Source organism: uncultured Streptococcus sp. (assembly GCF_902463925.1).
In the GTDB taxonomy this organism is placed as follows: domain Bacteria; phylum Bacillota; class Bacilli; order Lactobacillales; family Streptococcaceae; genus Streptococcus.
In genome coordinates, this window is the sequence record NZ_CABQHE010000002.1 from 139,199 (window position 1) to 158,455 (window position 19,257).

Consider the following 19,257-nt stretch of genomic DNA (forward strand, 5'->3'; position numbering starts at 1 on the left):
TCAGGATGATAATAAATACTAGGAGTAGAATCATGCAAAAACACTGGTGGCATAAGGCTACAATTTATCAAATTTACCCTAAATCATTCATGGATTCTAATGGTGATGGAATCGGTGATCTCAAGGGGATTACAAGTAAACTAGATTATCTTCAAAAACTCGGAATCACAGCCCTATGGCTTTCGCCTGTCTATGACAGTCCAATGGATGACAATGGCTATGATATCGCTAACTATGAGGCTATTGCGGACATTTTTGGAGACATGAGTGACATGGATGAGCTTTTGGCGGAAGCCAAAAAGCGTGATATTCAAATTATCATGGATTTGGTGGTGAACCATACCTCTGATGAGCACGCTTGGTTTATCGAAGCGCGTGAAAATCCAGAAAGTCCTGAACGAGATTTCTACATCTGGCGAGACAAACCTAATGAGTTAGTGTCTATCTTTGGTGGATCCGCTTGGGAATATGATGAGACCTCAGGCCAATATTATCTGCATTTCTTTAGTAAGAAACAGCCAGACCTCAATTGGGAAAATCCACAGTTGCGCCAGAAAGTTTATGACATGATGAATTTCTGGATTGATAAGGGAATCGGTGGTTTCCGCATGGATGTGATTGATATGATTGGTAAGATTCCAGATCAACTGATTGACACAAACGGTCCAAGGCTTCACGATTACATCAAGGAAATGAATCAGGCGAGCTTTGGAAAGCATGACCTTCTAACCGTTGGTGAAACCTGGGGAGCGACACCTGAAATTGCTAAACAGTATTCAAATCCTGATAATCAAGAACTCTCTATGGTTTTCCAGTTTGAACATATTGGACTTCAGCATAAGCCAGATAGACCTAAATGGGAGTATGAGAAGGAGTTGGATGTTTCAGCACTTAAGGCTATTTTCAATAAATGGCAAACTGAGTTAGAGTTGGGACAAGGGTGGAACTCACTTTTCTGGAATAACCACGACCTGCCTCGTGTCCTCTCAATGTGGGGAGATACCGGTGTCTATCGTGAGAAGTCAGCCAAGGCCTTGGCCATTCTCCTACATCTCATGAGGGGAACACCTTACATTTATCAAGGTGAAGAAATCGGCATGACCAATTATCCTTTTAGAACTTTGGAAGAATTGAATGACATTGAATCTCTCAATTATGCCAAAGAAGCTCTCGAAAAAGGGGCATTACTAGAAAGTATCATGGACCAAATCCGTCAGGTGGGTCGTGACAACGCTCGAACACCAATGCAGTGGGATACAAGTAAGAATGCTGGTTTTAGCTCAGCAGAACAAACATGGCTAGCTGTTAATCCTAACTATAAGGCTATCAATGTTGCCTCAGCACTTGCCAATCCAGACTCGATTTTTTATACTTATCAGAAACTGGTTGAGCTTCGCAAAACACAGGATTGGTTGGTAGATGCAGACTTTGAACTCTTGGAGACAGCTGATAAGGTCTTTGCCTATATTCGTAAGACCCAAGATAGCAGCTATCTAGTTGCAGTCAATCTATCAGACCAAGAACAAATTTTTGATTATGATTTTGGCAAAGCAGAAGTCGTCATCGCAAATACCGAACTGAGACCAATTGTAGACCAAGGCAAACTCCAAGCCTGGGATGCCATTTGTGTCAAGGTGAAATAGAAAGAATAATGGTTGTCAACTAATTATTGGCGACCATTTTTTCTATTCTTTCCCCTTACTTAACTCAGGTTAGTCCTAAAGTCTAGAATTATGTTATAATATAGAAAAATAAGAAAAAGGTAAATTTTATGGCAATCTTAGTTTTAGGTGGGGCTGGTTACATCGGTTCTCACATGGTGGATCGTTTGGTTGAAGCAGGGCAAGAAAAAGTCGTTGTCGTGGATAACTTGGTGACTGGTCACCGTGCGGCAGTTCATCCAGATGCTGTATTCTACGAGGGGGATTTGGCGGATCAGGACTTTATGCGTAAGGTCTTTAAGGAAAATCCTGATGTCGATGCGGTTATTCACTTTGCGGCCTATTCACTTGTGGCTGAGTCTATGGAAAAACCACTTAAATATTTCGACAATAACACTGCTGGTATGGTGAAGTTGCTTGAGGTAATGAACGAATGTGGTGTCAAATACATTGTTTTCTCATCAACAGCTGCGACTTATGGTATTCCTGAGGAAATTCCAATCCTTGAAACCACACCACAAAACCCAATCAATCCTTACGGTGAAAGCAAGCTCATGATGGAAACCATCATGAAGTGGTCAGACCAAGCCTACGGCATCAAGTATGTCCCTCTTCGTTACTTTAATGTAGCAGGAGCTAAGCCTGACGGTTCTATCGGTGAGGACCATGGTCCTGAAACCCATCTCTTGCCAATTATTCTCCAAGTGGCTCAAGGTGTGCGTGAGAAAATCATGATTTTTGGTGACGACTACAATACTCCAGACGGAACTAATGTTCGTGACTACGTGCATCCATTTGACTTGGCAGATGCTCACCTTTTGGCAGTGGAATATCTCCGCAAAGGCAATGAGTCAACAGCCTTCAACCTAGGCTCTTCAACAGGATTTTCAAATCTGCAAATCCTTGAGGCAGCTCGCAAGGTAACAGGTAAGGAAATCCCAGCTGAGAAAGCTGATCGTCGTCCTGGTGACCCAGATACATTGATTGCATCCTCTGAAAAGGCTCGTACGGTACTAGGCTGGAAACCACAATTCGACAACATCGAAAAAATCATCGAAAGTGCCTGGGCATGGCATTCAAGCCATCCAAATGGGTATGATGATAGAGATTAATCATAAGGAATAGAAGCTCCATCTGGTCACAAACTACCACTTGGAGTTTTTCTCTACACATCGTAGTGAATCTTTGCATTTTTATCTTATATCTTTTAAGATAATTCTGTTACAGATTGAAAAGGAGAACAGGATGGAAACATATACACTTTCAAATGGCGTTGCGATTCCTAAAATCGGTTTTGGGACTTGGCAAATTCCAGAAGGGGAAGAAGCTTATAACAGCGTTAGTCTCGCACTTAAGGCTGGTTACACACATATTGATACAGCGCAAATCTACGGTAACGAGGTTTCTGTAGGTAAGGCGATTGCTGATAGTGATGTGGCGCGTGAGGATATTTTCCTAACTACAAAACTTTGGAATGACAAGCACGATTACGAATTGGCTAAAGCCTCTATCGACGAGTCACTTGAAAGATTAGGTGTGGATTATTTGGATCTTTTGCTCATCCACTGGCCAAATCCTAAGGCTCTTCGTGATAATGATGCTTGGAAGGCTGGCAATGCAGGCGCTTGGAAGGCAATGGAAGAAGCCTATAAAGATGGTAAGGTGCGTGCTATTGGTGTATCTAACTTTATGCAACATCATCTTGATGCTCTCCTTGAAACGGCTGAAATTGTGCCACATGTTAACCAAATTCTCTTGGCTCCAGGTTGTGCTCAAGAAGATCTAGTTGCCTATTGTCAAGAGCGTGACATTCTTATTGAAGCTTACAGCCCACTAGGTACTGGTAGCATTTTTGGAAATGAAGACGTCGAAGCAGTAGCTGAACGTAACGGAAAATCTGTTGCTCAAGTTGCCCTACGTTGGAGCCTTCAAAAAGGTTTCTTGCCACTACCTAAGTCAGTGACACCAAAAAATATCGAAGCTAACTTGGATATCTTTGACTTTGATTTGTCAGAGGAAGATATGGCAGTCTTGGATAAGATTCAAGGCATCAAGACTCAGGATGATCCTGACACAGTTAATTTTTAATAGGATAGAGGCAACTCGTGAGGGTTGCTTTTTCTACTGTGTGTTCCCGAATTTGCTATAATAAAGTTATCCTATCAATCACTATTAGAAGGGAAGTTATGTTATGGAATCGCGAAACCTTCTTCCTCAAAATACGCGTCTGATGGCTAATTTGTTGAGTTTCTCAGGAGGGGCTTTGGATGTCTTTTGTCATATGTACTACCATAGTTTAGTTGCTACACAGACTGGGAATATCCTTTTGTTGGTCGCTGACTGGCGAAACAGTAGTATGTACTATAACTTATTGCGTTGCTTTTCAATCTTTTTCTTTTCTTTAGGCTTTCTTTTTGGCATGTGGTTTAAAGATCAACGTAAGAATGCTTATTGGCGAGTGTATGGTCTGCTTCCACTTTGTGTCATGACAGCCATCCTGCCTTTCCTACCTTCAAATGCCTTGATTGAGCTCCCGATTATCGCTTTTTCTGCAGGTATCATGATGAAGACCTTTACTGGTAGTCAGATTGAGAATCATCCTTTCGTGATTTTTATGACCTCAGGTAATTATCGAAGGATGTTAACAGCCCTCTATTATGCCATTCAGGGAAGCGGTGATCAGAGAGAATATCGTCGTCAGGCTGTCAATTATAGCTTTGTCGTAGGGAGCTTTGTCGTTGGTGCTATTGTCGCAGCTGTTCTGATGCATTATATCCAGATTTGGTCAATCTGGCTAATCACACTCAGTCTCATTACCATCATGGTTTACTATTCCTCTGAAGTGAAACGTCTAGGACTCAAGGAGACCAATCTTTAGGCATTTTGTAGCAAATATTTTTGATAACAATTGTCTTGTGTTATAATTTTGGTTACATTATTTTCATTTAATCAAAAAAAGGAGACATCAGATGCCTGTAGTAAGCAATGATTTTTCAGATATTGTATATAACCGTCGTTCTATTCGTAACTTTGATCCATCTGTTAAGATTCCGCGAGAAGAACTGTTGGAAATCCTAGATAAGACAGTTACGGCACCATCATCAGTCAACATGCAACCATGGCGTTTTGTTGTTGTTGAAAGCGAAGAAGGTAAAGAAAAATTGAAACCTTTTGTCAGCTATAATGGGGTGCAAAATGAAACATCATCAGCCATGGTCCTTATTTTTGCTGATTTGAAGAGTCAAGAAAGAGCTGAAGAAATCTACGGTAAGGCTGTTGCTCAGGGAAAAATGCCTGAAGAGGTCAAAGAAAAACAATTGTCAAGCATTGTACCAATGTATGAAAATGCTCCTCGCGAAATGATGAATGAAATTGTCCATATCGATTCCAGCCTTGCTGCTATGCAGTTGATGTTGGTTGCACGTTCTTATGGCTATGATACCAACGCCATCGGTGGCTATAAAAAAGATGGCCTTGCCAAAGCGTTTGGACTTGATGAAGACCGTCATGTACCTATCTTAATTATTGCTCTCGGGAAAGCCAATGAAGAAGGCTTTGAGTCTGTTCGTTTGGACGCCTCTGATGTGACAACTTTTGCATAATAGATAATCGACCATAGGTCTCGGAAGTGGAGACTTATGTTTTTTTTGTATTAAGAGATAGCTAAGTGTTTTTAGCAATATTGGGAAGTTGCTGTAATCTAGGATTAAGGTAAGGCCTCTCTCTTTGTGCTATAATGAAGAAAAACGTTGAATTTAAAGTTTACTTTTGCCTTTTACTAGGAGTCTTTTATGACAAACTATTTGGTTCAGAGGTTTCTCTGGTTTCGTGAGCGAGGCTTTGTCCAGATTACTCAGAAGACCTTGGTTTCGCTCTTTCCCTTCTTTCTGTTTTCAGGAATTATTCGGGTGATTTCACTATCTGTTTTTTCAGAGCTTGGTTATATTAACCAGCTGTTTTCAGTTTCAGACTGGTTACCAGCCTTTAAGATAACTGGTCAGGTGCTCAACAATCTTTCCAGTTTTCTTGGTGGTTTAGCGGGTCCCTTGTCAACCTACTTTGCAGGAAAATACACGGCTGGTCACTACGGTAGAAGTACTGGAACGGCTGGAGTCACGTCTCTTTTGGTTAGCCTGATTATAGGTTCGCAGGAACTGTTGCTGTCACCGCTAAACGATGGCGTCCAGACACGTATCAATTTACCAGCTTCGATTAATATTATGCTGGCTATCTTCGTGGGTTATCTGGTTGGCCAGATTTTTCGCTTTTCAAGAGCTAGTGATGATCAGATTGTGGACAAGGACTATATTTATCAACCTAAGACCGTTCGTCCCATTTTTTTATCACTCATTTTAGCCATTAGCCTTAACATTCTCTTTGTGATTGGAGAGCAGGCTAATGTTTTTCAGACGATTAGGCAGTTCACCTCTACCTTTACTGTAACTGATAACCATCTATTCTCAACCTTTATGATGGGACTTTTGAACACTTTCTTTGCTTGGGTTGGAAATAGTCAGGCTTTTGCCCTAAATTCTATTGCCGAGGATAGTTTTGCCTTGGAGAATTTGACCTATGCCGTCTCCCACCATACGACGACTGGACTTCCTCACCTTTATACGCTAACAAATCTTTATCATAGTTACGGCTTGGTTGCTGGTATTGGATCAGGTCTGGCTCTCTTGGTAGCTCTACTCTTAAAATCAACCAGCTTTAAGGATAAGAAGGTTAGTCTTCTTAGTGTTTTCCCTAGTCTCTTTAATAATGGGACTCCCTTGATGGTAGGGATACCGGTCTTACTAAATCTGGTTTATCTAATTCCTTTTCTTCTAGCACCTATGGTCAATATGGGAATAGCAACGGTGGCTTTGGCTACTCGCCTCATGCCTGCGGCGGTTTACCCTGTACCAGATGGTACGCCGAGCCTTTTTTACGCCTTTATTGGAACGGGTGGTAGCCTGAGGGCACTTGCTGTTAGCCTGCTCTGTTTTGCGGTTGATGTTGCAATCTTTATTCCCTTTGTTCATCTGTCTAATAAGGTGCAACACGGTTTGAAAGAGGAAGGAGAAAGCAATGAAGTTCAGTAAAAAAACGAAGTTGGCCTTTATCCTTGTGGCGGTCTTTCTCATTGGTTTGGCTGTTCCGTCTTATAGTTGGACTAGGAAAAATGTCAAGGAAATCGAGACTTTCTATAATTCAAAATTGTCCCCTATTATCATGATTCCAGGGAGTTCCGCTACAGAAAATCGCTTTGATGGCTTGGTACGTAAGCTCAATCAAGATCGTCCTGGAGCTAAGCATAGCCTCCTAAAGGTCAAGGTTTGGAACAATGGTCGTATCACCTTTGAAGGAAAAATCAAGAAAAATGACAATGAACCTATTATTGTTATCGGATTTGAAAATAACAACGACGGCTACAGCAATATCAAAAAACAAGCCAAGATGATGAATCAGGCCTTTGAAACCTTGCAGAATAAATACAATTTCAATAATTTCAAAGGTCTGGCCCATTCCAATGGTGGTTTGATTTATACAGACTTTATTGAAAATTATCTGAGTGATTATGATGTTAAGATAAACTCACTCATGACTATCGGGACGCCCTATAATTTCACTGAAACCAATATCAAAAATAAATCGGTCATGCTTGCGGATTTCATAGCTGGTAAGAAGAATATTCCGTCCACCCTACATGTCTATTCAGTAGCAGGGACTATCACTTATGATTCGGATGAGTTGGTGCCTGATGCTAGTGTGTCAGCTGGAAAATATATCTATCAGAACCAAGCAAAAAGCTATACTGAAATTACGGTTACAGGTGAAGATGCTCAACATTCAGATTTACCAACAAATGATGAAGTAGTGGAACTGGTCAAACAACATATTGAGGGGCAGGGTGTCCGTAAGAAACAAAAGACCAAACTAGAGCCTCAGTAAGTGAGAATAATATAGCTTATCAGTTCTAGTTGTTTATCATCAAACATAATCAGATAGAGGCTATAATGGTCCTATCTTTTTTAGTGATAAGATTGACTCCTCAAGCTGTTGTAACTTCTTGTTTTACAACTTGTTTTTTGTTATAATCAAGTAAAATAGCAAAGAAGAATGAGAGGTCCCAAATATGCAAATTCCAAGTCGCTTTACCATTGCCGTTCATATTTTGACTCTTATAGCACAAAATAAGGGAAATGAAACTAAGTTAACCAGTGACTTTATGGCTGGTAGTGTGGGAGTTAACCCTGTTATTATCCGCAAAACCTTGTCTCAACTAAAGAAAGCAGACTTGATTTTTGTTCAAAGGGGAAGCGGAGGAGCCACGTTAGCCAAGACGCCAGAGGAGATTAACCTTTTGCAGGTTTATCGTGCGGTGGATTGCATCGGTCCAAGTGGCCAACTCTTTAGTTTTCATGACAATCCTAATCCAGCTTGTCCAGTAGGACGAAATATTCATGGGATCTTGGACCAAAGCCTAGAAGACGTTCAAATGGCAATGGAAAAAGAGCTTGAAAAGAAAACTTTGGCTGGTATTTTAAAGGATGCTAAGGGCAACTGGAAAGAAACTGGAGCTTGATTTTTAGACCTCAGTCTATAAGAAATCGAAAGCCATTCGGTTTCTTTTTTTATTTGCGAGTTGTAATAATTGACATTACAATAAAACTAAGTGTAATATTGCCATATAAAAAATTACAACACAGGAGAAAAATCAGATGACATACGATTACAATAGTAAGATTTGTTTAGCGGAGGCAGTGCTAAATGTTAAGGATTTGGCTCGTCAGACGGCCTTTTATACACAGATTATAGGTCTTGAAATCCTCTCCCAAATGGAAAAAGAGGCTATCTTGGGAGCTGGAAACTCCGTGCTCAAGCACCATTTGGTCAAATTGTAGCACCAGCAGGAGACAAAGACTTACAAACAGAAGGTCGTTTCAAAGTTTTTGGTGACAAGTAATTACTTTAACTCGGGCAGTCAGTTTGACGATTGGCTGTACTATGACTAAACATTATCAAAATGATAAGACAAAAAAGTAGCAGGATTGAGAAATCTTGTTATTTTTTCTATCCTAAGACCAGTTACTAGATAAATTATAAATGAAAGCTAGAATTTGAAATTTGAAACCCTTTTCAGTTTCATAGTGTTTTCTAATTTAAATGATCCCAATTTACTAAAACCGCAGAATAATGGACAACTAAAGCAAAGTTTTGTGCAGTCGGTTTTTGATAGATATAGCCACATGTTAGAAAATACTTGTTACGAAATCTTAATCTTGAATATGCTTTTTATTAATAGAGGTATAAAAACACAGAAATAGCTCTATTTTTGTCCTGTAGTATGGTATAATAGTGCGGTATTTCTCAGAAAATGGAGTATAAAAATGAGTATTTTTCGTAAAAAGAATGTCGGTTTGGCTCAAACCGAGATGAAACGGCATCTGACCCTTAGGGATGTCGTCCTCTTGGGGATTGGTGCCATGGTCGGAACCGGTATCTTTACCATTACTGGTACCGCAGCATCAACCTTGGCAGGTCCAGCCCTGATTATTTCGGTTTTGATTTCAGCCGTTTGTGTGGGTATGTCGGCTATTTTCTTTGCTGAGTTTGCCTCACGCTATCCATCGGCTGGTGGCGTTTATGGTTATCTCTATGCTTCTTGGGGTGAGTACCCTGCTTGGATGGGCGGATGGCTTACAATGATCGTTTTCATGAACGCCGTGTCTAGTGTTGCCTCTGGTTGGGGAGCCTACCTCAAGGGACTCTTGGCAAGCTTTGGTCTACAGCTCCCCAAGGCTATCAGTGGCCCTTTTAATCCGAGTCAGGGAACCTATATTGACCTATTGCCAGTCTTGGTTTTGGTGCTTGTGACGGCTCTCCTCCTCATGGATTCCAAACAAGTCCTTCGTTTGAACTCACTCCTAGTGGTGCTTAAGTTCTCTGCCTTGGCGGTTTTCATCCTGGTTGGTCTTTTCCATCTTAATCCAGACAACTGGGCTAACTTTGCACCATTTGGCTTTGGTCAAATTTATGGTGGTAAGACGGGGATTATAGCAGGTGCTTCTCTCATGTTCTTTGGTTTTCTTGGATTTGAATCCATCTCTATGACAGTAGATGAGATTAAGGAACCGCAAAAGAATGTTCCTCGAGGTATTGTTCTTGCTTTGATTATCGTCGCTTCACTTTATGCAGTGGTTTCATTAGTCTTGACGGGAGTTGTCCACTATACCAAGTTAAATGTCGATGATGCCGTAGCTTATGCCCTTCGCTACATTGGTGTGCCATGGGCAGCCAATTATGTATCGGTAGTTGCTATTATGACCTTGATTACGGTATGTATTTCAATGGCCTACGCCCTTAGCCGTATGGTTTATAGCTTGGCGCGTGATGGATTTCTTCCACAAACTTTCCAAAAGGTTTCAAAGACTAATAAGGTTCCACATCATGCGACACTTTTGACAGGCGTATTGTCAGCCATCTCAGCAGGTGTTTTCTCCTTGGCCAATATGGCATCCTTGGTTAACATTGCGACCTTGGCTTACTTAGTTCTCTTGGCTATTGCCCTCATTATTCTTCGTAAGGACAAGGGCTTGCCACAGAAGGATGAGTTCAAGGTTCCATTTGTTCCGGTCTTGCCTATTATTTCAATTATCGTCTGTATCTCCTTTATGAGTCAGTACAGTTGGCAGACATGGTTAGCCTTTGGTATAGCAGTGCTAATTGGTTCAGTTATCTATGCCTTTTACGGTTACAAACATTCTAAGTATTAGGATGAAAATGGTAGAGCCCTTTTGGTCTACCATTTTTTGATATTTGGAGTAGAGATAGACTATCTCGCAATTTGGTTTTGGTGGTACAAAAGACAGTAACTAGCTCACCTTTTGCCTTATATGCGGTTAGCTAGGTCCCATTGCCCAAGTAAAATACCGTTTGTATTATTGAAACAACTAAAGTTGTGGTTCTTCCTTTTAAACAAGTTAGCGTTGATCATGCATAGAAAGAAAGTGAAGGAGATTGAAGCCTAGCTTACTGGTAAAATATTCATGAAAATCTCTTTAGCCAATGCTTGCATGAGTCAGGAACGACGTTCAATAATGAAGGGGTAGTTGTTTTGGAAGAGTTTAGAGTTATCTAGCCTAGAGATCGAAAGTTCCTAATATCTTGGGGCTTTTTTACTTTAAGGAAAGATTAACTTTTCTTAAAGTCTTGTCTTAGCTTCCTTTGTCCTTAAAGGAAACAAGTATTCTCGTAAGAAATTTCAGTTTATAAAACAAATGATAGATTGTAAAATATAGTGCAACAAAAAACTCATAGCGTTTCATTGTGTAAACTGTAAGTAACCACACAAATAGAATCCGAGAAAAACTATGAGCTACTCTCATCTTACCATAACCGACCGAATAAAGATGGAAACCTATAAAACCATCTATAACTGGCTCTATGCTGGTTTGATTGATCTGGATTTGAGCGTCCTTCGTCGTAAAGGAAAAAGTCGACAGCCCAAAGAAACAGGTGGAAGATTTAGAATTGGTACACCAAATACCAAACGTCCCAAAGAGGTCCGGGATAGTGAAACTTTTGGCCGTTGGGAACTTGATACTGTGGTGTCTTCCAGAGGCAAAAGCAAAGGGTGTTTAGCGACTTTTCTGGAGCGAAAAACGCGCTTTTACTTAGCTTTCAAGATACCAGATAGAACAGCCAAATCCATGTTTTCAGCCATCGAACAACGCGGACGCCTATTCATCTTGGTAGAGAGGAAGCAATGAGAACGCAAATGGCTTACCAAGAGAATATTTCCCAAAGAAAATGGATTTAGCCACTATCTCTGATGAGGCATTGAACAAGACCAATCACCGACCATGAAAATATTTAGCTTACAGAACTGCTTGTGAAGCTTTAATGGATGAGTTAGAGTAAATGTTGCACTTATTCTTGCAATTTATCGTTTATTTTTATAATTAGGCCTCATGCATCTCATCATATAAGTACAAGAATAATTACAAGAAGTTACTATCGGTTACCGCTACACATATTCTTTTACAAAAAACACAACCTAATTCGTCATTTTTGTCTCCAAAAGCATGGATGTTAACGATGATGTAAATAAAGATATTCTTAGTATCATTATTACGGATAATATTCGTCTAATTATATTAACCTCTCTTAATGATATTTCTAGAGGTCCAACCTTTTGAAATTTGATTGTTCTTCTCAAAAAGTGATTTCACTTTGAAATGTACTCAGTTTGTCGCCAAATTATCTATTTCTGTTTTATATTACTATTTATATCTGAATTATTTACCTTTTCGATTTCATAAACTTCAAATCTTAAATTGCTTGTTAGCTTTGTATTTTATAATTGAAATTGAACAAAAATCTCTTCCCATCTTTATATATTGAGTTATAATTTCATAAATTTTAAATAGATTGAAATCACTAATCTAGTTATTTATAATCTAGATTAGAAGGAGGTATTATGTTTAAATTAATGGATGTCACTCTCAGAGAAGGTAGCTATGTAGTAAATAATACATTAACTAAATCTGAATCAAAAAAATTAGTTCATGAACTTAACAAAGCAAAAATTGACTTAATTGAAATCGGTTATCTAGGTAATATTTCTAAGGATTCTGGTGTAGAAAAATGTGACTCTGAGTACCTAGACTTTCTGACTGATGGAGAAATTCTGAATTGGGAAGGAAAATTTTCGGTTATGATTAATCCTGAAAAATTTTCTCAATCAACTGCTGAGATTCTAGCTGATAGACGTATTGGAATGGTCCGATTGACTGTTACAAAAAATAACTTAGAGCGAGTAAAAGAAATTGTCAATTCTTTATCGAAATATAATATTGCTATTAGTACCAATTTAATACGTGTCAGTCGTCTAGGTCATAAAGAATTAAATGAATTGGTAAATGAGTTGGTTGATACAAATACAGACATCATTTATTTAGCTGACTCAAATGGAGCAATGCTCCCAGAAGATATTAAGAAGATGTTTTTTTCGTTAAAACATTTAATTATGAAAAAAAGAGGCAAACAAAAGTTAGGTTTTCATGCTCATAATAATTTGGGAATAGCAATTCCAAATGCTCTGGCAGCTATTGAAGTAGGGTGTGATTTTATTGATGCAAGTATTTTGGGATATGGGAAATCTTCTGGAAATTTATCACTAGAATTACTATTAAGTCTAATGAGAAGACAAAATTTCATTTACAAATGGAATATTACTAAAATTTTGTCACTAGCAAATCAATTAACCACTGTTGTAAGAAAGTCTGGCTTTTATCTCTCGCAACCTGAAGGTGCGATAATTGGTATGAAAAATATGAATTTAGATGAAATACAAGAAATTTATAAGTTAAAAGGTATTTCTTCTTTATTAGACGAGGAAAACAAATGATGAATAGAAAGTGGTATTACAAAATCGGTAACGGTAACAACATAGTCCTCATATTACCTAGAAAAGATGGAAATGAGATGTCTGTTGGTGAGTGGGAAAAGCTATATTTTACTTTGGGGGCTAACTTTACTTTGATCATTATAGATATTCCAGAATATTTATGTATAAGAAACAATTCTACATTTCCAAAAACAACAGATTATATGGCTGATGTCTTAAATAATATTTTGGTTGATAAAAAAATAGATAATATTAAAGTGTTAATCGGAGTATCTTTAGGAGGTATGATTGCACAGAAGTTTATTTACAAATATTCCGAGATTCCTACTATCTTTATTTCAACGATAATTAAATCTAATTTAAAAGTACAAACTGTATTTAATAGCTGGAAAAACAATTTACATTTTATGGGAGAGAAAGGATTTAATGTAAATTTGGCTTCTTGGGTAAAAGGGGGAATACTAGAAGAAAACTCGTTAAATCAATCCAAAGATTTTTGTGTAATCAAAGAGGAACTATCTTTAGAAGCAATTTCGAGCCACAACTTTAAAGAAGAAAATACTATAAGTAAAAAAGAAACTCTTGTAATCTTCGGTAAAGATAGTCCATTGATAGGAATGGATGAAACGATACCATTCACAGACTTCTTTAAAAATATTACAATTTGTCCAATACCAGACTCTGGAATGAGGGTTCTGGAAGAAAATCCAAAAAGTAGTTATAAAAAGATTAAACAATTTATTGAGGAGAATTCATGAAATCAATTGCAGTACTACCAGGGGATGGAATCGGTATTGAAGTTATGGAAGCTTGTGTTCCAATTTTCGAAGAGTTAAATCTTGACATTAAACTGAAATATGGAGAGATTGGGTGGAAATGTTGGATAAATTCCGCAAATCCAGTACCAAATGAAACATGGAATCTTATTAAGAATTGTGATGCAGTTTTAGTTGGTGCAATAACAAGCAAACCTAAGCATGAAGCAGAACAAGAATTAAAAGTAAAAAGCAATAACACCACTGATTATGTATCACCTGTAATACAATTACGACAAAAGCTACAATTATTTGCTAATGTTCGACCAATAATTTCATTAATAAACAACAAAAGTTTTGAAGTATATATTATAAGAGAAAATACTGAAGGATTGTATAGTGGTTTAGATTTTAATCCAATACCTGAACCATTAGAAAATTTTATCAATGAAAGCACCTCTAAATATAGTAATAAACTAAAAAATGGAGCTGCTACTATTAGAATTATCACAGAAGAAGGATTTAATAGATTATTAAAGTTTAGTTCTGAGTGGGCCTTGAAACACGGGAAAAGCAATATTGTAATTGCAGATAAGCCAAATGTTTTTAGAAACTCAAGCGATATTATATTTAGACTAATAAAAAAATATTCACTAGATTACCCAATGCTAAACTATACTGTAGAAAATATTGATGCAGTTGCAATGTGGTTAGTGAAGAAACCACAGAAATATGAAATAGTAATTTGTGAAAATCAGTTTGGTGACATCCTATCTGACGTAGGAGCCGCTGTAATGGGAGGACTAGGGCTAGCTTATAGTGGAAATTATGGACTCAAAGAGACAGCCTATTTTGAACCCGTTCATGGATCGGCTCCAAAATATTCAGGTCAAAACAAAGTAAATCCCATGGCTATGTTCTTGAGTATCGCAATGCTATTAGACTTTCTAGGATATAAAGAAGCAAGTCAATCAATCCAGAAAGCTGTTGAATATACAGCGAAAGATAAGAGGTTTTGTACCTTTGATTTATCTGGAGATGCCACACTAAGTGAATCCGCTAAACACATTATTGAGGAGGCCGTAAAAATCTATGGAAATTCATGATAAATTAAAAAATTTAAAAACACTTGATACTGCAGCCATTTCTGATGCTCTAGATAGTCTCAATATTAATGGAGGTTTGACTGGGATAACCCCCCAGACAGAAAAATGCAATTTGGTAGGACGAGCATATACTATTCAGTACATTGAACCTACTGAATCAGAAAAGAAACAAAAGAATGCAGCAAATTTTATCGATGACATACCTGAAGGATACATACCGGTATTGGCCAACAATGGAAGAATGGATTGTACTGTTTGGGGAGATATACTTACAGATGTTGCTATTAAAAAGGGGATCCCAGGAGCCGTAATTGATGGACTTTGTAGAGATATAAGACACATCAGAGATTGTAGTTATAAAATGTTTTCAAGGGGAGTATTCATGCAGTCTGGAAAAGGAAGAACTGTAATGTCGGCAAGTAAAGTAGCTGTGAAGATAGGAGAAGTACATATAAAGTTTGGTGACTACATTCGAGGCGATGAAAATGGCATCGTTGTGATTCCTCAAGAACATGTCGATCAAGTCATTCAACTGGCAAAAATAGTAGTAGCTAAAGAGAAGAAAATACGTAATGTGATTAAAAAAGGAGAAAGATTGGATATTGCCCGAGAAACATTTAATTACAGCCATGCTTGGGAGGATAAGGATGAAATTTTTTGATTTGCATACCCATGCATCACCTGATTTATATCAAAGAAGATATACCGTTGATTCTCTAGAAAAAGAACTAATTGAATCTGATAGCTTTGCTGTTTTTAAAAGTCATATTAATTCAACAGTTCCACTAACACTTAATTCCAAACGAATATTCGGTTCCATTGTTTTGAATGAGTTTCAAGGAGGATTGAAATTACCACCTGTTGTTTCCCAATTTATCATGAGCCAGAAACCATTCATAATTTGGATGCCAACTTTAACTGGTTATGTTTCTCCTTCTATAAAGCAAAAAAAATTTCATTCTGCTTTAGATTTTGATTATCCTAGAAATCAAATTTCAATAAATGAAAAACTAAAGTCAAATGTCGTCGACATTTTAAAATTTGCTGGTGAAAATGATATCCCTGTTGCTAGTGGCCACTCTAGCAAAAAAGAAGTTGAATTACTACTTTGTGAAGCTATGAAATTTAATGTAAGATTGATTGTTACTCATCCTTTTTATAAATTAACTAACTTTTCTGTTGAAGAACTATATAGGATGTCAAAAAGATATTCAAATATTTATTTTGAATGTAATATTTTAATGAACTTGATCAACAAGGGAACAATAAAAAGAGATATTGAATTAATTGATGCAGTCGGTCAAGACAGAGTATTTATAGCTTCAGACTTAGGTCAGACTAATAGAATGACCGTTAGCGATGGGTATGATTACTACTTCAATAAATTAACTTCATATTCAAATTTATCACAAAATATTTACAATGATATTTTCTATTTCACGCCACAAAAAATCCTTTTCGGAGAAAGAAAAATCTAATATGGAACCTTTAGTTTTTAATACCTCGATTGCTAAGAAAAAACCATCAAATTCAGATGAATGTCCTTTTTGTCATTTAGAGCAATTAACAAATATTATTGATGAGAATGATGGATTGCTTTGGTTAGACAATAAATACAATACGATCGAAAACACCTATCAGACATTAATAATTGAATCTGAAGATCATTACGGAGATATTTCAAATTATAGCTACGCTTATAATAGAAGAGTGATTAACTATATTATTAAATCATTTCTAAAATTGAGTAACCAATCTCGTTTTAAAAGCGTAGCAATGTTTAAAAACTATGGACCATTATCTGGTGGAAGTTTAAGGCACCCACATACTCAGATTGTGGGATTTGAAAATACAGACATCTATTCAGAAATCAGTGAAGAGTCTTTTTCAGGTTATAAAATTTATGACGACAAATACGTCTCAGTAAATATCTCAACTAAACCTATAATGGGTTATTGCGAGTTTAATATTAAATCTAGTACTTCCTATATTGACAAAACATCTGATGTCATTAAAGATGTAGTAGGATTTATTCTTAATAAATACTTCAATAAATCTTGTGATTCGTATAATCTATTTTTCTTTCTTCAAAATAACAATCTGATTTGTAAAGTAGTCCCTCGTTTTATAGTTTCACCCTATTATGTTGGCTATAGGGTTTCACAAGTCAACAATACTGAAAGAATTAAGGATATAAAGTATGAATATTTAAATTATGTTAAGGAGTGTCATTTTGAAAAATAGATTTTTTAAAGGAATACTTAGTTGTTTAATTGCAGGGAGTGTTTTTGGTGCTCAATGGCCCATTGCAGGAAGTGCACTACAAATTGTAGACCCCTATTGGTTTACATTAATAAGATATCTTATAGTAGCCTCTATATTAGCAATTATATTATTTTATAAAGAAGGTAAGGATGGATTTAAACTTAATAGAAAGGAATTTCCCAAAATACTGTTTTTAGGAACAATGGCCTTCTGTGCTTATAATTTTTTGGTTTTTGCAGGTCAGAAAATAGCTGGAACTCAGGGTACAATTTTAGCATCCTTATTGATGGCACTAATTCCAATGGTTTCAATATTAGTATTATGGATTACAAAAAAAGAATTTCCTGGTTGGAGAACTCTTTTTCTTGTTTCCATTTCTTTAGTAGGAGTAATTCTAGTAGTCACTAAAGGTAATCTATCCATCTTTAAAAATCAAAGTACATTATTACAACCAATCTTTTTAATATCCCTTAGCGTGATCGCGTGGGTACTATATACAATAGGTGGTGCTGAATTTAAAAATTGGTCTTCATTAAAATACACGACGCTTAGTTGTTTACTAGGAAATATTAGTTCTATTTGTGCTATACTGTTACTACAACATTTGAATATTTCACACATCCCTTCCCTCTCAAATTTATTAACCATTAAGTGGCAATTGTTATATATGAGTGTTTTCTCAGGAGTAATTGGAGTACTTTTGTGGAATATTGGGAATAAACTGTTGACTCCTCAAAATGGCTCTCTATTCATGAATCTTGTACCAATCATAACCTTCTTGATTGAAATAATGTTTGGATATAAGCTCACCAACGTAGAACTCATTGGAGTTACTATGACAATACTAGCCATCGTGTTAAATAATCTTTTCCAAAGAAAGCGAATTACGTGATCCAAAATGACAGTAACTATTTACTTTACGGAATCTCTTCTAGATAATCTATCAGAAATTAATAAGAATTGTTTTAGCATATACTCTCCGCTAAATGAAGTTTTGGGGAGCCTACATGTATTGCTAAATCCGGATGGCCATGGATTAATGACTACATGGGCAAGCGAGACAAAACAAGTAATGGATGAGCAAATATTACAAGAATTGAACTACTTTTCTCCTTTTTATAAAAGTAAAATTCCCAATTTCTTTATCGAAGAAATTATTTATGAGGAATCTAGTATAGAGAAACAAATATCTTTACTTGGAACCAATCTTTTAGGGAAAGATAAGGGTTTGTTAATTAATGAACTAAAAGATTTTAAGGATTCAAAGCTAATGGAAGATCTAGTAGAAAATGCGGATCTGGTATTCCTAAACTTTTTTTCATTTCTAAAAATGTACTACAAATATTATTTCAAAGACTTCGTTCAAAAAACGGATGTATTCAATGTGCTTAATCACTATGCGATGAAACAAAGAAAATGTATCTCCAAACAAGGCTTTTTGAGGTTCATACAATCTATTGATTCTAACCAGATATATTGGGTAAAAAATGCCATTAAGATACAGACTAAAATGAACAAAAAATATTATCTAGGTAAAGGTGAAAAAATAATTTTTTTGCCTAGTTCTGTGACTTGGCCACATGTTAGAGTTAATAAAATGAATGAAAAAATAATTTTAACTTACAATGTTAACTCTCGTAATATTGGTAATCTGGCCAGACAAGAAATGTCTGAAATATTTAAGGCATTGTCAGATCCTACTAGAATTGATATTTTATATTATCTACATGAAGGAAAAAAAACAACTAAAAGTTTAGCACAAATTTTGGTTACAAGTGAATCAACAGTGTCACATCATTTAAATATCTTAAAAAAGGCCGGGATTGTAAACAATATCAGAAATGGTAAAAGAGTATTCTACTATAATACAGATAAAGTCAAGGAATTGATACCTAATTTCTTTCTTGATATTACCTAAAGAGAAATTCTCTACACTTTTATCTTGTAGTAATCCCAAAAGTGAAAACTATAATTTATCCAAAGGACTTAATCTTCTGTTTTGTAGAAATAAGTCCTTTCGGCTTTTTTCTACCATTTGTCAAGGCTTTGAGTAAAAAATGAGATAAGACAGTGGC

General features: G+C 36.7%; 17 protein-coding genes and 3 pseudogenes. All 20 read left to right on the forward strand.

Annotated elements, in window-relative coordinates; all coding sequences use genetic code 11:
• Nucleotides 1-32: 32 nt before the first annotated feature.
• The 20 genes and pseudogenes from dexB to RDY04_RS02480 all read left to right on the forward strand — a co-directional run bounded on the left by dexB (nucleotide 33) and on the right by RDY04_RS02480 (nucleotide 19,100).
• Nucleotides 33-1,643, forward strand: a complete 1,611-nt coding sequence (dexB, locus tag RDY04_RS02385) for a glucan 1,6-alpha-glucosidase DexB (RefSeq protein ID WP_303950433.1) — start codon at nucleotides 33-35, stop codon at nucleotides 1,641-1,643.
• Between the two features lie 128 nt (nucleotides 1,644-1,771).
• Nucleotides 1,772-2,773, forward strand: a complete 1,002-nt coding sequence (galE, locus tag RDY04_RS02390; RefSeq protein WP_303950434.1) for a UDP-glucose 4-epimerase GalE — start codon at nucleotides 1,772-1,774, stop codon at nucleotides 2,771-2,773.
• A gap of 133 nt (nucleotides 2,774-2,906) precedes the next feature.
• Complete coding sequence (locus RDY04_RS02395) at nucleotides 2,907-3,749, forward strand: aldo/keto reductase (RefSeq protein WP_303950436.1); 843 nt, start codon at nucleotides 2,907-2,909, stop codon at nucleotides 3,747-3,749.
• Nucleotides 3,750-3,852: 103 nt separating this feature from the next.
• Nucleotides 3,853-4,539, forward strand: a complete 687-nt coding sequence (locus RDY04_RS02400; protein WP_303950439.1) for a DUF1275 family protein — start codon at nucleotides 3,853-3,855, stop codon at nucleotides 4,537-4,539.
• Nucleotides 4,540-4,630: 91 nt separating this feature from the next.
• The gene (locus tag RDY04_RS02405) at nucleotides 4,631-5,263 is read left to right on the forward strand and encodes a nitroreductase family protein (protein ID WP_303950442.1); all 633 of its coding nucleotides are present in this window, start codon (nucleotides 4,631-4,633) and stop codon (nucleotides 5,261-5,263) included.
• A gap of 189 nt (nucleotides 5,264-5,452) precedes the next feature.
• The gene (locus tag RDY04_RS02410; protein WP_303950444.1) at nucleotides 5,453-6,745 is read left to right on the forward strand and encodes a PTS transporter subunit EIIC; all 1,293 of its coding nucleotides are present in this window, start codon (nucleotides 5,453-5,455) and stop codon (nucleotides 6,743-6,745) included.
• A complete protein-coding gene (locus RDY04_RS02415) occupies nucleotides 6,732-7,595 on the forward strand; it encodes an alpha/beta hydrolase (RefSeq protein ID WP_303950445.1) in 864 nt (287 codons plus the stop codon). Before RDY04_RS02410 ends, RDY04_RS02415 begins: the two co-directional genes overlap by 14 nt.
• 184 nt (nucleotides 7,596-7,779) lie before the next feature.
• Nucleotides 7,780-8,229, forward strand: a complete 450-nt coding sequence (locus tag RDY04_RS02420; RefSeq protein ID WP_303950448.1) for an Rrf2 family transcriptional regulator — start codon at nucleotides 7,780-7,782, stop codon at nucleotides 8,227-8,229.
• Between the two features lie 136 nt (nucleotides 8,230-8,365).
• Nucleotides 8,366-8,530 (forward strand): annotated as a pseudogene (locus RDY04_RS02425) (VOC family protein); the annotation flags it as partial.
• Nucleotides 8,506-8,610 (forward strand): annotated as a pseudogene (locus RDY04_RS02430) (nitroreductase); the annotation flags it as partial. The pseudogenes RDY04_RS02425 and RDY04_RS02430, both read left to right, overlap by 25 nt.
• A 424-nt stretch (nucleotides 8,611-9,034) precedes the next feature.
• Nucleotides 9,035-10,420 (forward strand): amino acid permease, encoded by a 1,386-nt coding sequence (locus RDY04_RS02435; protein ID WP_303950450.1) that lies wholly within the window; start codon nucleotides 9,035-9,037, stop codon nucleotides 10,418-10,420.
• Nucleotides 10,421-11,062: 642 nt separating this feature from the next.
• A pseudogene (locus RDY04_RS02440) lies at nucleotides 11,063-11,513 on the forward strand (IS30 family transposase); the annotation flags it as partial.
• Nucleotides 11,514-12,126: 613 nt separating this feature from the next.
• Complete coding sequence (locus RDY04_RS02445) at nucleotides 12,127-13,056, forward strand: 4-hydroxy-2-oxovalerate aldolase (protein ID WP_303950452.1); 930 nt, start codon at nucleotides 12,127-12,129, stop codon at nucleotides 13,054-13,056.
• Nucleotides 13,053-13,814: an alpha/beta fold hydrolase gene (locus RDY04_RS02450; RefSeq protein WP_303950455.1), complete on the forward strand. Its 762-nt coding sequence runs from the start codon at nucleotides 13,053-13,055 to the stop codon at nucleotides 13,812-13,814. The genes RDY04_RS02445 and RDY04_RS02450 overlap by 4 nt, the downstream gene beginning before the upstream one ends.
• The gene (locus tag RDY04_RS02455) at nucleotides 13,811-14,917 is read left to right on the forward strand and encodes an isocitrate/isopropylmalate dehydrogenase family protein (protein ID WP_303950457.1); all 1,107 of its coding nucleotides are present in this window, start codon (nucleotides 13,811-13,813) and stop codon (nucleotides 14,915-14,917) included. Before RDY04_RS02450 ends, RDY04_RS02455 begins: the two co-directional genes overlap by 4 nt.
• Complete coding sequence (locus RDY04_RS02460) at nucleotides 14,904-15,578, forward strand: RraA family protein (protein ID WP_303950460.1); 675 nt, start codon at nucleotides 14,904-14,906, stop codon at nucleotides 15,576-15,578. Before RDY04_RS02455 ends, RDY04_RS02460 begins: the two co-directional genes overlap by 14 nt.
• Entirely contained in the window at nucleotides 15,565-16,395 is an 831-nt protein-coding gene (locus tag RDY04_RS02465) for a DUF6282 family protein (protein ID WP_303950463.1), read from the forward strand. The genes RDY04_RS02460 and RDY04_RS02465 overlap by 14 nt, the downstream gene beginning before the upstream one ends.
• Nucleotide 16,396: 1 nt before the next feature.
• Nucleotides 16,397-17,161 carry a DUF4931 domain-containing protein gene (locus RDY04_RS02470; RefSeq protein ID WP_303950467.1) on the forward strand — a complete coding sequence of 255 codons (765 nt, stop codon included), beginning with the start codon at nucleotides 16,397-16,399 and terminating at the stop codon, nucleotides 17,159-17,161.
• Nucleotides 17,151-18,074, forward strand: a complete 924-nt coding sequence (locus tag RDY04_RS02475) for a DMT family transporter (RefSeq protein ID WP_303950469.1) — start codon at nucleotides 17,151-17,153, stop codon at nucleotides 18,072-18,074. Before RDY04_RS02470 ends, RDY04_RS02475 begins: the two co-directional genes overlap by 11 nt.
• Before the next feature lie 6 nt (nucleotides 18,075-18,080).
• Entirely contained in the window at nucleotides 18,081-19,100 is a 1,020-nt protein-coding gene (locus RDY04_RS02480; protein ID WP_303950472.1) for a helix-turn-helix transcriptional regulator, read from the forward strand.
• Nucleotides 19,101-19,257: the final 157 nt, after the last annotated feature.

What these genes read in the sequence shown, in the direction of transcription:
- dexB (WP_303950433.1), top strand. Translation starts at nt 33, where the DNA reads ATGCAAAAACACTGGTGGCATAAGGCTACAATTTATCAAATTTACCCT.
- galE (WP_303950434.1), top strand. Translation starts at nt 1,772, where the DNA reads ATGGCAATCTTAGTTTTAGGTGGGGCTGGTTACATCGGTTCTCACATG.
- RDY04_RS02395 (WP_303950436.1), top strand. Translation starts at nt 2,907, where the DNA reads ATGGAAACATATACACTTTCAAATGGCGTTGCGATTCCTAAAATCGGT.
- RDY04_RS02400 (WP_303950439.1), top strand. Translation starts at nt 3,853, where the DNA reads ATGGAATCGCGAAACCTTCTTCCTCAAAATACGCGTCTGATGGCTAAT.
- RDY04_RS02405 (WP_303950442.1), top strand. Translation starts at nt 4,631, where the DNA reads ATGCCTGTAGTAAGCAATGATTTTTCAGATATTGTATATAACCGTCGT.
- RDY04_RS02410 (WP_303950444.1), top strand. Translation starts at nt 5,453, where the DNA reads ATGACAAACTATTTGGTTCAGAGGTTTCTCTGGTTTCGTGAGCGAGGC.
- RDY04_RS02415 (WP_303950445.1), top strand. Translation starts at nt 6,732, where the DNA reads ATGAAGTTCAGTAAAAAAACGAAGTTGGCCTTTATCCTTGTGGCGGTC.
- RDY04_RS02420 (WP_303950448.1), top strand. Translation starts at nt 7,780, where the DNA reads ATGCAAATTCCAAGTCGCTTTACCATTGCCGTTCATATTTTGACTCTT.
- RDY04_RS02435 (WP_303950450.1), top strand. Translation starts at nt 9,035, where the DNA reads ATGAGTATTTTTCGTAAAAAGAATGTCGGTTTGGCTCAAACCGAGATG.
- RDY04_RS02445 (WP_303950452.1), top strand. Translation starts at nt 12,127, where the DNA reads ATGTTTAAATTAATGGATGTCACTCTCAGAGAAGGTAGCTATGTAGTA.
- RDY04_RS02450 (WP_303950455.1), top strand. Translation starts at nt 13,053, where the DNA reads ATGATGAATAGAAAGTGGTATTACAAAATCGGTAACGGTAACAACATA.
- RDY04_RS02455 (WP_303950457.1), top strand. Translation starts at nt 13,811, where the DNA reads ATGAAATCAATTGCAGTACTACCAGGGGATGGAATCGGTATTGAAGTT.
- RDY04_RS02460 (WP_303950460.1), top strand. Translation starts at nt 14,904, where the DNA reads ATGGAAATTCATGATAAATTAAAAAATTTAAAAACACTTGATACTGCA.
- RDY04_RS02465 (WP_303950463.1), top strand. Translation starts at nt 15,565, where the DNA reads ATGAAATTTTTTGATTTGCATACCCATGCATCACCTGATTTATATCAA.
- RDY04_RS02470 (WP_303950467.1), top strand. Translation starts at nt 16,397, where the DNA reads ATGGAACCTTTAGTTTTTAATACCTCGATTGCTAAGAAAAAACCATCA.
- RDY04_RS02480 (WP_303950472.1), top strand. Translation starts at nt 18,081, where the DNA reads ATGACAGTAACTATTTACTTTACGGAATCTCTTCTAGATAATCTATCA.